The organism is Brachybacterium sp. FME24 (assembly GCF_014897705.1).
Taxonomy (GTDB): domain Bacteria; phylum Actinomycetota; class Actinomycetes; order Actinomycetales; family Dermabacteraceae; genus Brachybacterium.
Genome location: NZ_JABUXV010000010.1, coordinates 204,134 through 219,325, shown reverse-complemented (window position 1 = coordinate 219,325; position 15,192 = coordinate 204,134). Strand labels below are relative to the sequence as shown.

The following is a 15,192-nucleotide window of genomic DNA, read 5'->3' as shown; positions in this document are numbered from 1 at the left end:
GCACTGGCCTGGTTGCGCGGCCGAGCGGCACGCGCGCAGACCTCGATGATCCCGACCGTGGGACCCCGCACCCCGGCCCACCTGAAGGGGTATCTCGATGCCCTCGACGTCGAACTCAGCGACGCGCAGCACCGTCAGCTGGACGAGGTCGGTGCAATCCGGCCGGGTGCCCCCTTCGAGGACGTGGCCAGCGCACTGGCCCACGGCGTCGACGGTGACCGCAGCCTGCTCGATGACCCGTACCTCCCCGTCGCCTGACTGCCTGTCCTCGGCCGACCTTCGGCGCGCCGACGACATGTGCGGCGACGCCCCAGCCCAGCCCAGCACCCTCGATCCAGACCCTCGACCTCATGGAGTCCTCATGCCCATCGCCCACATCGCCGCGATCAATCTCGAATCCTCCGACCCCGGCCCCCTCGCCCGCTTCTGGGCCGACATGCTCGGGGGCGAGCTGGCGGTCGAGACGCCCGATTTCTGCGCGGTCAAGACCGACAGCGTGTTCCTCGGGATGGCTCGTGTCGACGGCTACCAGCCACCGACCTGGCCGTCCGTCGAGCGCTCCCAGCAGATCCACCTCGACCTCGCGGTGGACGATCTGGACAGCGCCGAACAGGAGGCCGTCCGGCTCGGCGCCACCGCGGAAGACGATCAGCCCAGCCCCGAGCGATCGCGAGTGCTGCGCGACCCGGCCGGGCACCCCTTCTGCCTGCGCGGCTGAGCCGCACCGCCCTCACTGCGCGGCGAGCTGCTCCCGGTACTCCTCGATGAGAGCGACGATCCGCGGATCCTCCTCGACGGCGGTGAGGTCCTCGTAGAGGAACCCCTCGTGCTCGAGGAGCACGTACTGCCCGTCCTGCACCTCGAACGTGAGGTCGAGACGGCCCAGGTAGTGCTCCTGCTCGCCGCCGCCGGCGGTGATCGGCACGGTGTGGCCCTCGGGGTTCTGCTCGGTCTCCGGCGTACGGATGATCTTGTGGGTGTCCCCGCCGAGCACGGCGTCCACGCCGGCGACCTGCGCGATCCGGTGGTCGTCGGGGTTGCCGGCGTGGCTGAGCACCACGGTGACATCGGCCTTCGCCCCGACCTCCTCGATCAGGCCGCCCTCGAGCGCCTCGACGGGATCGATGAAGTCGAGCGTGGCGACGTCCTCCCATTCGCGCAGCTCCGGCTTCATCGCGGTCACGCCGATGATCCCCACCTTCACGCCGGCGAAGTTCTGCGTGGTGTGGGGCTTCGTGAACGAGAGGTACTTCCCGGTCTCCTCGACCACGACGTTGCCCAGCAGGATCGGGAAGTTCAGCGTGCGCTGGTAGTCCTTCATCTGCTCGTATGAAGACTCGGCGGTGCCGGTGCCGGCGGGGAACACGCGGAAGTCGTTGTTGCCGATGACGGTCGCGTCGAAGCCGATCTCCTTGAGGATCTCGGTCTCCAGCGCGCCCTGGAACGTCTCGAACTCGCCGCGCAGGAACAGGTCGCCGGCGTCGAGCACGAGCACGTTCTCCTCCTCCGCGCGCACCTGATCGATCAGCGTCGCGTACTTCGCGACGTTGTTCTCGTGCGGCTGGCCATCCTGGCCCGTGACGATCTCGCGCAGATGGCCGTGGAGGTCGTTGGTCTGCATGATCGTCAGCGCGAAGCGTCGACCGTCGGTGTGCTTCGCACCGGGGGAGGTCTCCGGCGCGGCGAGGGCGGGGGCCGCGGGCGCGATCACGCCCACGGTGAGCGCCGTGGTGAGAAGTTGTCGACGGGACAGGGCTGCCATGGGGATCTCCGTGGGGTGGGGGAGGGGACTGGATCTGAGCGACCCATCTCAGCGGATCCGCATGGCGCGCGAGGCGACCGGAGAGATCGGCGCGGTGAATGCGTCATGAACGAAATGCGTCATGAACGAACGTGGTGGCGCCTCCTTCCCAGCGCGGTGACCACGACGTCATGACTCGCAACGCCAAGGCCTGCTCTCGACCCGTCACGTCGGAACCGCGCGTCTGCACGCTGTCTGTTCAGCGGGCGCGGACGGGCGTGGACCTCACGGTTGTGCGGTCATAGCCCTCGAGCTCTGCCGTCACCTCGACGGTGACCTCCGAACCCTTCCATCGGCCGGTGAGACGGACTGCTCGGAGGTGGCGCCGTCGATGGCGGTGCCGTCGGCGCGCCACTGGACGCTCAGCCGCGGCGTCGGGCGCCAGAGTCCCGTCTCCGCCACGAGCAGCGCGCCCGGCTTGATCCGGCCATGAGCATCCTGGGAGGCGAACGTCGGGCGCGGCGCGATCTCGAAGGGCTCGGTCGCCTCGGCGGGAGCGAACGGTGCGTGGGGATCGCCGGTCCAGGTGGTCAGCGTCAGCGTCGCGGTCTGCTGGCCGTCCACCACCGAGTTCGTGCTGAGGTAGTACAGCCCGTCACCCATGGCCTGCAGGCCGACGTCGGCCTTCTGGAACCAGCCACGGATGCCGGTGGTCTCGTCGCGCAGGCCGTCCTCGGCCAGCGGGAGGGTCTCGCCCTCGACGCCGACGCCGCGCAGCTCCTGCTTCACCGGCTGCGAGGCGGCCTCGACCGCGAACATCGTGTAGTTCAGGGAGTCGGGCTTGTCGCCGGCGTAGACGCCCATGAGCCAGCGCTCGAGGGTCGGATCGTAGGCGAGGTTCTGGATGCCCCAGCGGGTGGTGCCGGTGTAGACGAAGTACTGGCCGTCGATCTCGGTCGGCCCGCTGGTGGGGTCGGGCTTCGAGGTGTCGTACGGCTCGGCGTAGGTGTCGAAGTCCTCGGCGTCGTACTGCACGAGGATCTGGTGGTTGTTGTCATCGCGGTCCGCGTCCGGCCACTGCGAGTGCGTGACGGTTAGCAGCCAGTCCCCGGAGGTGCTGCCGAAGCGCGGCCCGAAGCCGACGCCGTCCACTCCGGCGGTGGCGTAGAGGCCGTCGGGCTCCCCGTCCCCGTCGAGGTCGACGAAGCGGTCGGCGAGGAGCTGCTTGAGGTGGACGAGCGAGATCGCGGGATTCCTCTCCGGGCTCTCGTCGATCTCGTGGATCTGCTCCGGGTCGAAGATCGCGATGTACGGCGCGTAGTACGGGTTCTCGTCGCCCCAGAAGATCGAGCCGTACACCTTCCCGTTCTTCGGGTTGAGGGTGATGTCGCCGAGGTGCGCGGGCAGGCCCGTCACCGAGCCGAGCACCGTGCCGGCGAGGTCCGTCTTCACCAGGCGATCGGTGAACGAGAAGAACGCGAGCCCGCGCTCACGGTCCACGGCAATGCCCTGCACGTGCGGGGAGGGCCAGGAGCCGCCGGAGAGGGTGAGGGGGAGGCCGTTGTTCTGGGCAGGGGCGTCCGCCGCGCGACCCTCCGTCGGCACTCCCGCCGCGTTCGCGCGCCCCACCGATCCGGTGGCTCCGAGCGCCAGCGGCGAGCCGACCCCCATGGCGATCGCGGTCAGCATCGTCCTGCGTGTCGACATCACGGAAGTCTCGCTCTTCATCGGTGCGGGGTCATAGGGCATCGAATCACCACATCACCCCGAGATGGATCCAGGGTGGCTGATCCGTGAACAGGTCACCGGGGTGCGCTGAACGCCGCCCGCAGCCCCTGCTTCGGGAACGACGTCAAGCGCTCTGCCGAGAGACCGCGCCGCTCACAGGGCGGCGGTGCGTCCATCTCGTGCGCCGCGCTGCCTGAGCACCCCGGCCACGGCGTCGACCACTACATGGAACACCGGATCGGGCGCCTGGGTCCTGATCGTCCCCGCCGCCTCATCCCAGGCCGCCGCCAGCCGTGCACCGGTGGCGGTGCGCCGCGCGAGCTCCTGGGAGAACATCCTCGCGGCGCGACCGGTGCCCGTCTCGTCGGCCTCGAGCGCGTCGGCGGCCGCTGCGATGGCGCGCACCACGAGCCGGTCATCGGCCTCCTCCGCGGTGCTGCACACCTCGCTGAACGCGCGCAGCCCGGCCCGCCAGGCGCCGCTCTCGCCCTCGACGGCATGCGGGGTCCAGGCGCGGGCGGCGGCGCGGAGGGCATCGCCCGGGCCGGCACCGATCTCGTCGGCCACCCGGGCCGCGTCGGCGGCGGCGCGGGCGCCGGAGCGCAGGGAGACCAGCACCGCGTCGTCCGCGTCGTCGACGTGCTCGCCGGCTTCGGCGATCGCCTCGTAGGAGGAGCGGATGCATCCTGCGTCGAGTTGTCGCGGCGCGGGGGAGTCGGTGGCACGGGCGATGTCGGCGCCGACGGCGTCGTGGCCGAGGGCATTGGGGTCGATGCCGCGGGTGAGCTGCTCGGCGTGGCCGCGGGCGTCAAGGGGTTCCCTGCTCATGCGGTCCCTCCTGGGGATCGTGCGCGATCGTGCGGGGCACCCCGTGGTGGGTCCTCTGGCAGAGGTGTGCTCTACGTGTGAATCATGACTCCTCTATGGTTCACATGTCAACGATCGGGGAGGGGCGTGCGGCTCGCGGAACAGGGGACTGCAACGTTGCCCTCGAGCGCGCAACCACGACGACATGGGCCAGGGAAGGTATGGAGCGGCCAGAGGCGACGTGCTCTGTGATTCGGCCTCAGCCGCCCGAGCCCACGAACGTGCCGATATCGTCTGGGCCTCGTCCCGCTAGAGTTGGCCACGATCTCGGCAGCAACGAGAAATCGGAAGAGGGCCGCCTCCATGACGACGATCGCCGACCATGACGCCTACATCGCCGCGGCGCCCGAGCCCTTCCAGCCTTCACTGCACCGATTGCGCACACTTCTTGGTCGCGCTCTGCCGGAAGCGGACGAGGTCATCGCCTACAACATGCCAGGGTTCATGATCGGTGGCACGGTCGTCGCAGGCTACGCGGCGTTCACCAGGCAATGCGGGCTGTATCTCAGCTCAGGCGCCCTCTCCGAGTACGCCGACGATATTGCAGCCGCGGGCCTCAAGGCGACCAAGACCGGCATCACCTTCACCCCGCGGAAGCCGATTCCGGACGACCTCGTCGAGCAGCTGGCGCACGCGTCACGACAGGACTCCGGGGCCTGACGTCTAGCGTCGTGCACGGGATTCGTGCGAGCGCCCTGACGGCCGTTCCGCCTTCCATGCTGTGTCCGAAGAGCACTACGAGGCCGAGCGTCTGGATCCTCAGATGATGTCGAGCAGCGTCGAGATGAAGTCCTCGTAGCTGCCGCCGTGCGCGGCGAGCAGCTCGACGTTGCGCGGTTTGGAGAGCACCCGGATCACGGACTCGAACAGCTCTCCGAACTCCTCGCGGCTGTCCTTGCTGAAGGCCATCATCGCGACGAGGGACACCGGGTCGCCGCCCCAGTCGATGGGCTCGAGCGGGACATGCACGGCGATCGAGGAGGCATGGGCGCCCATGATCATCGAGTGGGGGATCGCGACCCCGCTGCCCAGCGAGGTCGAGGCCATCGCCTCCCGTTCGAGCACGCCGCGGTGGAAGTCGGCGTCGACCACACCGGCGCTCGTCAGCGCTTCGGACATCTGGGCGAGGACGTCGTCGCGGGAGGTGGTGGTGAGGTCGAGGAAGAACTGCGGCTCGATGAGGTTCACGAGGGTGGAGCCCACCCGGGCGCGGCGTTTGGTCTGGGCGATGTCGAGCACGACGCCGCGCACCCGCTCGAGATCCTCCGCGCCGGGCAGTGCGCTCAGTTGCACCACAGGGCGGTCCAGCGTCTGGGGGAGTCCCATGAGGGGGACCGTGGAGACGATCAGGTCGGGGCCGGGCAGATCGGTGGTCAGCTCGGCCTCGTCCACGGCGACCAGTTCGATCTCGCCGACGCCGGCGATCGCGGACTGCAGCATCGAGCGGGCCGAGTCCTGCAGATCCAGGTAGGTGGGGGAGATCAGGGCGATCCGGACCCGCTGCTCGCGCGCGTAGACGCTCTCGAAGTGCGCGCCGACGTGGAAGGAGATCAGCCCGATCTCGTCGGCCCGGATCTCGATGCCGAGCGCCAGCTCGAGCCGGCGGGCGATGAAGATCCCGATCTCGTAGATCAGCGGATGGGTGTCCTTGATGGATTGGCCGATCGGGATGTGGGCGGCCTGACCGCGCTGGGCGCGACGCACGAGGTTGCGCGAGTGCACGCTGAGGAACCCGATGAAGCGGTCGTGGTCGAGATCGATGAGGTAGTTCTCGCCCACCTGGCCCACGATCTGCCGCACCAGAGCCACATAGTCGACGTCCTCGTCCGCGGTGACTCGCTCGGTGACCAGGAGGGACAGGTCCTCGGGGGTGGTGTTCTCGTCGAGCAGGCCCACCAGGTAGTCCACCTCGCCGGCGGGCAGGCGCAGCTCGAACGTCGATTCGACCAGTGCTGCGATGCGCAGTGCCGCCTCGCGGCGCAGGGCGTCCTCCTCGGCGGCGGCGTCGGGGGCCTCGAGCTCATGGCCCTGCCGCAGCCGGCCCACCATGACGGCGACGTGCGCGAGGATCGCGTGCTGGCTGTTCTCGGTGGCAAGCAGCCCCAGTTCTGACAGGATGCGGGTGAGGCCCTCGCGGAACGTCAGCAGCGAGGGCTCGGCGGATTCGATGGCGAGCTCGCGCACCGAGACGAACTGGGTGTGGGAGCGCGCCGCATCCGTCATGATCTGGCGCACCAGGCGACGCTTGGCGGACTCGGTGCCGCAGATCTGCACCGACGGCCCCCGGCGCTGCAGCGTGAGCTGGTGGATCACCAGCAGGGCGCGGCACTTCGTGAGGTCGGCCTCGAGCGTCGAATCGCTGACCCGCAGCTCCTCGGCCAGTTCGTACACGTCGGCCCCGCCGTCGGCCCGGACGAGGGAGCGCAGCAGCGAGGCGAGCCGCTCGCCGGGGCTGAGCACCCGCCGGGACGTCGGCGGACGGTGGTCGCCGGCCGCCGCGAGCGCGGCATGGTCGATCGCGTACCCGTCCCGGGAGGAGGACACCACCTCGCGCCCGTGCTCCGTGTTCAGCCGGGAGACGTAGGTGCGCACGCTGCGGGTCGAGACACCGAGGCGCCGCGAGAGCTCTTCGGCGCCCACGCGCTCGGACCCGGCCTCGACGAGCGCGCCCAGCATGCGCTGGCGCGTCGTCTCCCACGGGTCGCGGCGTCGCTCGGTCATCGCAGCGGTCATGTCCTCTCCTCATCGAGCAGGCCCGAGATCAGGGAGATCACGGTGTCGTCGTCGATCTGATCGAAATCTGTCGTATCGATCTCGACCACCGGCCCGAGGGCGAAGGACCCGTAGCCACGGTGCAGGTAGCGGTCGAGGAAGACCTCGCGGGGCAGCAGCTGAGGTGCCTCTCGACGGTCGTCGAGCGTATCGCCGGGGCGGTAGGCATCGACGAGGTGTCCCACGTGACGGTCCGGGGCCAGGTCCCGGCGGCGCTGGCGCGCGTAGAGGACCTCGAAGCCGGCCACCAGTCGCACCGTCACCGGCCGGTAGCGGTGGTCCCGGCACGCCGCTTCGAGCTGCGCGCGCTGCTTGTCGCTGAACGGGTACTCGGCGATGATGCTGCGGCCGCCGGCCATCGTGGTGCGCACCTGGGCGAGGAAGATCTCGAGCGCGGCGCGGTCCAGATGCGCCCTGGCGGCAGGGTCGGCGAAGCCATGGAGGTCGTACAGCTCCTCCTTCACCGCGTCGATCGACAGCGGCGTGAAAGGGCCCAGCCGGTCCTGCGCCAGGGCGCACAGGCGGCTCTTGCCGGTGCCCGGATAGCCGGCGACCAGCAGGAGGAACTGATCAGTGCTCGTCGGGACGCTCATCGTGTCGCTCAGCCGATGACGGCCGGCAGCATCCGCCCGATCTTGTGGGCCACGATCTCCGCGACCGCCGTGTTCGCCGGGACGATGTTGTTGCGCAGGGAGGCGTTGAGCTCGGTGGCGCCGAAGGACTCCTTGGCGCTGCGGGTCCATCCCACGATCAGCTCGGTGCCGATGTTGAACTTCCGCACGCCGCTCTCGCGCAGCCGTGCGTAGTCGGCCTCATCGACGCCGGTGCCCCCGTGGACCACCAGAGGGACGTCGACCGCGTCGTGGATCCGGGCGACGAGATCCAGGTCGATCTCGGTCTTGCCGAGGTAGGAGCCGTGGTGGGTGCCGATGGACACCGCCAGGGCGTCCACCCCGGCGGCCTCGGAGAAGGCGCGGGCCTCCTCGGGCTTGGTGAGCGCGCCCTCCTTCACGGAGATGCCTTCCTCGGTGCCGCCGATGGTGCCGATCTCGCCCTCGACCGAGACCCCTCGACCGTGGGCGAACTCCACCACGCGGCGGGTCTTCAGGACGTTCTCGGAGTAGGGGAGCGAAGAGCCGTCGAACATGACCGAGCTGTAACCGGCATCGATCGCGTCACGGATGTCGGCCAGCTTCGTCGCGTGGTCCAGGTGCAGGACCACGTCGACCGGCTCGCGCTCGCCGATGCCCTTGCACAGCGCAACCAGGTTCTCCATGCCGATGTACCGGGCGGTGCCGACGGAGGTCTGGATGATGATCGGGCTGCCGGCGTCCCGGGCCGCGGAGATCATCGCGGGGACCATCTCGAGGTTGTGCGCGTTGAAGGCGCCGACGGTCGAGCCGATCTTCTCGGCTTCGGTGAGGACTTCGGTGAGGGTGACGTACATGGTGACTCCCGGTGATCAGTAGTTCTCGCGCATGATGCGCTTGGAGGTGGCCAGCAGCTCGTCGATCTTCGACATCCATCGGTTGATGGCGTCGCCGTCCCCGGCGGCCGAGGACTGCGAGAGCTTGGTGTTGTAGAGGGTCATGAGGCGGTTGTAGGACTCGCCGTAGCGCGTGTGCTCGGCCAGTGCCGTCTCGTGGGCGGTGATCGCGGAATCCAGCTCGCCGAGGCGCTCGTGGAGGATCCCTGCTTCTTGGTGGAGCTCCCAGCTCTCGCCCTCGCCCGCGGCGAGGGACTGCTGGATCTCCGCGATGCGGGCGGTGGCGCTCTCGCGCTCGGCGTCGTCGAGCTCGGGGGCGTCTGTCTCTGGCGTGGACTTGGTCCTGGTTCTGGTCGTGCGCGAGGTGGTCGTGGTGGAGGATGCGGGCCTGCCCAGCAGGCGGTCGAAGAAACCCATGTCTTCTCCTAGTCTCAGAAGGCCTTCATGAGGGGGCCGACGATCCACGCGAACAGCAGCGCTGCCACGATGGTGTCGACGTCGGTCGCGGAGAGGCTCGGGAATCCGAGGCTCTGGAACGTGCCCACCAGGAGTGCGGGCATCAGGGTGATGAAGATGCCGTGCACCACGCCGCCGATGACCGCGCCGCGGCGCCCGCCGACGGCGTTGCCGAAGATCCCCGCGGTGCCGCCTGCGAAGAAGTTCGTGAGCATGCCGGGCACGATCACCGCGAAACCGGCCAGAGGGAGCACGAACATCGCGATGACGGAGCCCAACGTCGTGGTCAGGAAACCGATGATGACCGCGTTGGGGGCGTACGGGAACAGCACGGGCGCATCCAGGGCGGGCTTGGAGTTCGGGACGAGCTTCATGGAGATGCCGCGGAACGCGGGCACGATCTCCCCGAGCAGCAGCCGCACACCGGCCATCAGCACGTACACGCCGACCACGAATTGCATGGACTGCAGGAACGCGTACACCAGGTAGTTCGTCTCTCCGGCAGCCTCAGCCGAGGATGCGGGGCCGGCGAACAGCGCGGTGATCAGGTACAGCGGGATCATGACCACGGCGAGGGACATGTAGGTGTCCTGGAGGAACTCGAAGGCCCGGGGGAGCTTGAGATCCTCGGTGGTCTTGCGGTCCGGGCGGTGGTCGCGCACCAGGTACGCGACGCCGGCCTCGACCAGGTAGCCGATCGTGCAGAAGTGTCCCAGCGCGATCGCGTCGTTGCCGGTGATCTTCCGGACGATCGGCTGGGCCAGCGCGGGCATCGCGACGCAGAAGATGCCGCCGACGACGCTGCACAGCAGGATCAGCCAGATCCCGCTGAGGCCCACGGCCGAGCCGAACACGACGGTCATGGTCGCCATCCACAGCAGTGCCTGCCCGGTGAGGAAGACGTACTTCCAGGGGGTGAAGCGGGCCAGCAGGACGTTGGCGATGAAGATGCCGAGGAACGTGATCGCGATCGGTCCGCCCAGGCCCAGATCGTTCGTCGCGTAGCCGTTGACCGCTTCGATGGACGGGACGATGCCGGTGAGGTTGAAGGCCGCTTCGAACTGGGTCCCGAAGTAGGTCAGGGTCGCGACCAGCACCGCGGAACCCGCTGCCAGGACCATGAAGCCCAGCAGCGTCTTGAAGGTGCCGGAGACGACGGATCCGGCATCTTTGCGCTGCAGCAGCAGGCCGAGCATCGCGATGAGCGCGATGACGATTCCCGCCTGCGTGAAGATGTTGGAGATGATCCACTCGAGCACTGCCATGTCAGACCTCGCGTCCTGCGAGGGCCGGGATGAGCTTCTCCGCGATCTCGTTCTTGTCGACGATGTTGTGCAGGTAGACGATCGTGATCGAGGGGTCGATCTCGTACTTCTCGATCTGCGGGCGGAAGCTCTCCGCCGAGACGATCAGATCAGTCCTCAACCCGGCGACCGAGGAGACGGACTCGTGCTCGAGCTTCGCGCGGATCTTGTGCGAGGCCAGCACTTCCTCCGCCTCCATCTGGCAGGCCAGGCTGCTGCCGAGACCGGCGCCGCAGATGAAGTAGATGGTGGGGCTCTGGGCCATGGTGTTGCTCCTTTGCAAGGTGCCCGCGGCGTGCGGGCGAAACGGGATAGCGCCCCTGCGATCAGGGGGTGGGAGAGGGTCAGGCGTCCGCTGGGACCAGGCCCGACAGGAACTCCTGGGGTGAGGCGGCGGCGATCAGCCGCTCCACGGATTCTGGGGTGCGGATGATCTGCACGAGTGCCTTCAGCGCCTCGAGATGCGAGGTGCTGTCCTGCGCGGCGAGGCAGAAGACGAGCCGCACGGGATCGTGCGCGGCGTTGCCGAAGACGACACCCTGGGGCAGGGTCGCCGCGCTCATCGCAGTGCGGGACACGGTGCCGTCCGGCTGGGCGTGGGCGAGCGCCACCGCGGGGGCGAGCACGATGTATGGGCCGAAGGTGTCGACCACGTCGATCATTCGGCCCACGTATTCCTCCGCCACGGCGTGCGAACGGAGCAGGGGGAGTGCGGCCTGGCGGATGGATTCCTGCCAGGTTCCAGCCGAGGCATCGAGGACGACATGGTCCTCGGTGATCAGCTGAGCAAGGGATGCCGACATCGCGGAACCTCTCTGTCGGGGTGAACGTCCCGATCAGTCTGCGAGGCAGGCATCCCGGGTCGCCAACAGACCTTCTTCCGCGAGAGGGAGAGATGGCGGAAGGACAGCGAGGTACCGCGAACCGGGATGTGACGAGGCGCGGCGTCGGCGTCGGCGACATGGCCCGCATGTGCTACTGAGCACGGCCGCTCTGGCTACGCTGGCCACGTGACCCAGCTTCTTTCCGCCGACGCCTTATTCGTCATCCGCTGCGTGTGGGCAGGCCGACTGGGCGTCTCGCCCCACGTCTTCGACGGTGTCGGGCCGGTTTTCGTGGACTGGAAGACCGTCCCGGCGGCGGTGGTCGTCCGTCTCGGAGACGCAACCGTGGTTGCCGCGCCGGAGCGGGCGCTCGCCGTACTCCGTGGGCTCGACGCGCAGCAGCTCCTCGACCCGGTGTCCCTCGTGGCCGTCCTCGAGCCTGAAGGGCCGCAGCTCGTCGGAAAGGCGCGACTGTCGTTTCTCGACAGTCAGACGTTCTCTCCGCACAGGACGGCAACGCCTCGCGAAGCGGCCCCTGCAGACGTCGAGGCGGTGCTCTCCGAGTGCTCCGTCGACGAGTGCGACGAGAGCGGCCTCCGGGAGATGGACGCCCTATGGGTCGCGGGCCAGTCAGCGGGGGAGCCGGTGGCGGCGGCCGGTTACGAGATCTGGGACGGAGGCATTGCGCACGTCGGGCTCGCCGTGGCGTCCGGAGCCCGCCGGCAGGGACTCGGCGCCGGCGTTGCATCCGCCGCGGTCGAGCATGCCCTCAGTGCCGGATTGGTCCCGCAGTGGCGCAGCGCCGTGGAGAACGCCGCCTCGGAATCGGCCGGAAGGCGTCTGGGTTTCGTCCCGCTCGGTGAGCAGATCGCGGTGGACCTGACGGCGTAGTCAGGAGGGGACCAATGCAGTCGAGGGCAATGAGGCTCGTCGCGGCGCTCCCGGGCATTTCCGGAGGCTCGACAGCGATCACTGCAGGTTACACAGCTTTCAACGCGCCAGTCCCGCTTCCGCGGAAACTACCCTTCCGTAGGTTGTCAGATATCTGATAACTTCCCTCCATGGCACACGTCACTCGCCGATTCGAGACCCTGCAGCACGAGCTGCTGGAGCTCATCCAGCACCTCGGGCTGAAGCCCCATGACGCCCTCCCCTCCGAAGGCGACCTCGCAGAACGGCTCGGTGCCAGCCGGGCCACGCTGCGGGAGGCGACGCGCGCGCTGCAGTCACAGGGGGTGCTCGAGGCGCACCAGGGACGCGGGCTGTTCCTGCGTTCCTTCTCCTTGGAGCCGGTGATCTCGCGGCTCCCGTATCAGCTGATCGAATCCGGCGCTGACCTCGACGAACTGCTCGTGGCCCGCGCCGCCCTGGAACGCGGACTGATCCGCGAGGTCGCCGAGCGGATCAGCGAGGAACGCCTCGCGAGGCTCGACGAGATCGTCGCGGAGATGCACGCGCTCGAGTCGAAGGGACTCGCCTTCCCCGAACAGGACCGCGAGTTCCACCGCTGCCTGTACGTCGATCTCCACAACCGCGTGATCGACGGGACGCTCGAGGCGTTCTGGCAGCTGATGGACAAGATGCGGGACCAGCTCCCGGCCCTGCGGTACGACGACCTCGCCGATCGCCACGCCGCCATCGTCGCCGCGCTGCGGAACCCGGAGAACCACGACCCGATCGGCGCCCTCGACGACCACTTCATCGATATCCGACAGCGCACCGACTCCCTGGTCGAGCGCCGCTCCGTAGACCACCAGGAGAGCTGAGCCATGACATCCCCGAACATCCTGGACCGAGCCGACGGGATCGTCGCCGCCCTGCTGACCCCCTACCGTCCCGACGGGACCGTCGCCGTCGATGTCCTCCAGCAGCACACCAGCCAGCTGGTGGAGGCAGGTATCGACGGGCTGTACGTGTGCGGATCCACCGGCGACGGCGTCGCGCTGGACGAGGACAGCCGCGTGCTGTGCACCCGCGCCGTCGTCGACGCGGTCGACGGGGAAGTCCCGGTCATCGCCCATGTCGGGACCAACTCCATCGAGCTGACTCTGCAGCTGGCCGACCGCTCCGTGGGAGCGGGCGCGGACGCCATCTCCTCGATCCCGCCGTCGATCCCCTTGACCGAGGCCGAGGTCCGGGGCTACTTCCTGGACCTGATCCGTGACGCTCCCGCGCCGCTGATCGCCTACAACTTCCCCGCCCGCGCCGGGGTCCGGCTCTCGCAGGAGCTCCTGGCGGAGCTCGTCGAGCAGCCGAACCTCCACGGACTGAAGAACACCTCCGGGGACGTGTTCGAGATGTCCGCCTTCACGCGGCTGCGCGACGGCAAATTTCGCGTGTGGAACGGCCACGACGAGGTGCTCTACGCCGGATTGTCCGTCGGCGCCTGCGGAGCCATCGGCAGCACGTTCAACGCGTTCCCCACGCTCTATCTGGACCTGCTGCGGCACTACCGCGACGGCGACCACGACGCAGCCATGGCCGTGCAGCGCCAGGTCGAGGACCTCGTGCGAGTACTCGCGACCTACGGCGTGATGCCCGCACTACGAGCCATCCTCACCTCCCGAGGGCTGGACATGGGCCCGAGCCGTCGGCCCCTGCTCGATCTCGACGACGCCACCCGGCGCCGTCTCCTCGAGGACATCGATGCCCTCGACCTGACCGCCTGAACCATTGACCGCGTGAACCTCTGACCGCACCACCACCCCGTCACCTTGGCTACGAAGGAGTCGTCATGTTGCAGCGCTACACACCCCTTACCCGGCGTACCGCACTGATGGGGGGAGTGGGTCTCACGGCAGCCGCCCTCGCGGCCTGCACCCCGGGCGGAACCCCCGAGACCGACGATTCCGGTGCGAGCGACGGCGGCGGATCCGGTCCCATCACGTTCTGGCACTACTACGGAGGGGCCGCGACCGCGCCCATCGAGGCGCTGGTGAAGCGTTACACCGAGGAGACGGGCGTCGAGGTCGACATCCGGCTGGTCCCGTTCGGGGACTTCAACCGGACCCTCCTCCAGGCCGCCACCGGTGGCGGCCTTCCCGACATCGCCCTCGTCAACGCCTTCGACACGGCGCTGTTCGCGGGCTCGGACATCCTCGTGGACCTCAGCGATCGAGTCGCCGAGTGGGGCGAGCAGGACTCGTACTTCGCCGGCCCCTGGGACACCACCCAGGTCGACGGAGCGACTTTCGCCATTCCGCACGTGGCGGACACCTATGCACTGTGGACGAACACGGCCGCGCTCGAGAAGGCCGGAGTCCAGCCCCCTACGACCTGGGACGAGACGGAAGCCGCAGCGATCGCCGCTGCGGGAGACGGCAGCTACGGCCTGGCGTACTGCGGCCGGAACGGTGTCGAGGGCGCCACTGCATGGTTGCTGCGGTTCCTGGCGGCCGGCGGCGACGTCACCGATTTCGAGGGCGCCGCCGGGACCACCGCCATGGAGTCCTTCCAGCGGATGCTCGAGGACGGAGGCGTGTCCGAGGGCGTCCTGACCTGGATGGAGGACGACGTCTACGCGCAGTTCCGGACGGAGACCGCCGCGATGATGATCAACTCCGCGTCCTACCTGACCTCGCTGGCCGACGAAGCTCCGGACCTCGAGCTGGAGGTCCTCCCGATGCCGGCCGACGAGACCTCGGTGTCGTGGCTCTCCGCCGAGAACCTCACGATCACCAACACCGCGAGTGATCCTGATGCTGCCTGGGATCTGATCACCTGGATGCAGCAGCCCGAGGTGATGAACGAGTACCTGCCCGAGCGGAACAAGCTTCCCGTGCGCACGGACACCGCCGAGGACGAGCTGTGGCAGGACCCGGTCAAGAAGGTGTTCGTGGACCAGCTCGAGATCGCTTGGGCACCCGGGGAGAGCGTCTCGCCGGCCTCGGCCGAGATCTTCACCGCCGTCCAGCTGGCGCTGCAGTCCGTGCTCAGCGGCTCCGCGAGCATCGACGACGCCCTGGCCACGCTGCAGTCGGCGACCGACGAGGCACTGCAGGAGTGACGCAGGAA

General features: G+C 68.7%; 17 protein-coding genes. 7 read left to right on the top strand and 10 right to left on the bottom strand.

Annotation, left to right across the window (positions count from 1 at the left end; all coding sequences use genetic code 11):
• On the top strand, positions 1-258 hold a 258-nt coding region (locus tag INT51_RS13410; protein WP_370540808.1), incomplete at its 5' end, for a hypothetical protein.
• A 103-nt stretch (positions 259-361) separates the two neighbouring features.
• Positions 362-718, top strand: a complete 357-nt coding sequence (locus INT51_RS13405; RefSeq protein ID WP_193105817.1) for a VOC family protein — start codon at positions 362-364, stop codon at positions 716-718.
• Between the two features lie 12 nt (positions 719-730).
• Here INT51_RS13405 and INT51_RS13400 read toward each other — a convergent pair whose 3' ends face one another.
• From INT51_RS13400 to INT51_RS13390, 3 genes are all read right to left on the bottom strand, one after another.
• On the bottom strand, positions 731-1,762 hold the full coding sequence (locus INT51_RS13400; RefSeq protein ID WP_193105816.1) for a bifunctional UDP-sugar hydrolase/5'-nucleotidase: 1,032 nt from the start codon (positions 1,760-1,762) through the stop codon (positions 731-733).
• A 300-nt stretch (positions 1,763-2,062) separates the two neighbouring features.
• A complete protein-coding gene (locus INT51_RS13395; protein ID WP_193105815.1) occupies positions 2,063-3,448 on the bottom strand; it encodes a hypothetical protein in 1,386 nt (461 codons plus the stop codon).
• A gap of 174 nt (positions 3,449-3,622) precedes the next feature.
• Positions 3,623-4,297 carry a hypothetical protein gene (locus tag INT51_RS13390; RefSeq protein WP_193105814.1) on the bottom strand — a complete coding sequence of 225 codons (675 nt, stop codon included), beginning with the start codon at positions 4,295-4,297 and terminating at the stop codon, positions 3,623-3,625.
• A 342-nt stretch (positions 4,298-4,639) separates the two neighbouring features.
• On the opposite strand from INT51_RS13390, the gene INT51_RS13385 reads away from it, so the two are divergent.
• Positions 4,640-4,996, top strand: a complete 357-nt coding sequence (locus INT51_RS13385) for an iron chaperone (RefSeq protein WP_193105813.1) — start codon at positions 4,640-4,642, stop codon at positions 4,994-4,996.
• Between the two features lie 99 nt (positions 4,997-5,095).
• Here INT51_RS13385 and INT51_RS13380 read toward each other — a convergent pair whose 3' ends face one another.
• The 7 genes from INT51_RS13380 to INT51_RS13350 all read right to left on the bottom strand — a co-directional run bounded on the left by INT51_RS13380 (position 5,096) and on the right by INT51_RS13350 (position 11,157).
• Positions 5,096-7,069, bottom strand: coding sequence for a transcription antiterminator (locus INT51_RS13380; RefSeq protein WP_193105812.1), 1,974 nt, complete (start codon positions 7,067-7,069; stop codon positions 5,096-5,098).
• Positions 7,066-7,701 (bottom strand): AAA family ATPase, encoded by a 636-nt coding sequence (locus INT51_RS13375; RefSeq protein WP_193105811.1) that lies wholly within the window; start codon positions 7,699-7,701, stop codon positions 7,066-7,068. Before INT51_RS13375 ends, INT51_RS13380 begins: the two co-directional genes overlap by 4 nt.
• 8 nt (positions 7,702-7,709) lie before the next feature.
• Positions 7,710-8,555 carry a class II fructose-bisphosphate aldolase gene (locus tag INT51_RS13370; RefSeq protein WP_193105810.1) on the bottom strand — a complete coding sequence of 282 codons (846 nt, stop codon included), beginning with the start codon at positions 8,553-8,555 and terminating at the stop codon, positions 7,710-7,712.
• A 15-nt stretch (positions 8,556-8,570) separates the two neighbouring features.
• Positions 8,571-9,011, bottom strand: a complete 441-nt coding sequence (locus INT51_RS13365) for a hypothetical protein (protein WP_193105809.1) — start codon at positions 9,009-9,011, stop codon at positions 8,571-8,573.
• Between the two features lie 14 nt (positions 9,012-9,025).
• Positions 9,026-10,315 carry a PTS sugar transporter subunit IIC gene (locus INT51_RS13360; protein ID WP_193105808.1) on the bottom strand — a complete coding sequence of 430 codons (1,290 nt, stop codon included), beginning with the start codon at positions 10,313-10,315 and terminating at the stop codon, positions 9,026-9,028.
• A gap of 1 nt (position 10,316) precedes the next feature.
• Positions 10,317-10,619 carry a PTS sugar transporter subunit IIB gene (locus INT51_RS13355; protein ID WP_193105807.1) on the bottom strand — a complete coding sequence of 101 codons (303 nt, stop codon included), beginning with the start codon at positions 10,617-10,619 and terminating at the stop codon, positions 10,317-10,319.
• 79 nt (positions 10,620-10,698) lie between these two features.
• On the bottom strand, positions 10,699-11,157 hold the full coding sequence (locus tag INT51_RS13350) for a PTS sugar transporter subunit IIA (RefSeq protein ID WP_193105806.1): 459 nt from the start codon (positions 11,155-11,157) through the stop codon (positions 10,699-10,701).
• A gap of 207 nt (positions 11,158-11,364) precedes the next feature.
• Between INT51_RS13350 and INT51_RS22715 the strand changes: the two genes are divergently transcribed.
• From INT51_RS22715 to INT51_RS13330, 4 genes are all read left to right on the top strand, one after another.
• The gene (locus tag INT51_RS22715) at positions 11,365-12,069 is read left to right on the top strand and encodes a GNAT family N-acetyltransferase (protein WP_193105805.1); all 705 of its coding nucleotides are present in this window, start codon (positions 11,365-11,367) and stop codon (positions 12,067-12,069) included.
• Positions 12,070-12,239: 170 nt separating this feature from the next.
• Positions 12,240-12,944, top strand: coding sequence for a FadR/GntR family transcriptional regulator (locus tag INT51_RS13340; protein ID WP_193105804.1), 705 nt, complete (start codon positions 12,240-12,242; stop codon positions 12,942-12,944).
• Positions 12,945-12,947: 3 nt separating this feature from the next.
• Complete coding sequence (locus tag INT51_RS13335) at positions 12,948-13,847, top strand: dihydrodipicolinate synthase family protein (protein WP_193105803.1); 900 nt, start codon at positions 12,948-12,950, stop codon at positions 13,845-13,847.
• 65 nt (positions 13,848-13,912) lie between these two features.
• Entirely contained in the window at positions 13,913-15,184 is a 1,272-nt protein-coding gene (locus INT51_RS13330) for an extracellular solute-binding protein (RefSeq protein ID WP_193105802.1), read from the top strand.
• The last annotated feature ends 8 nt before the right edge of the window (positions 15,185-15,192 follow it).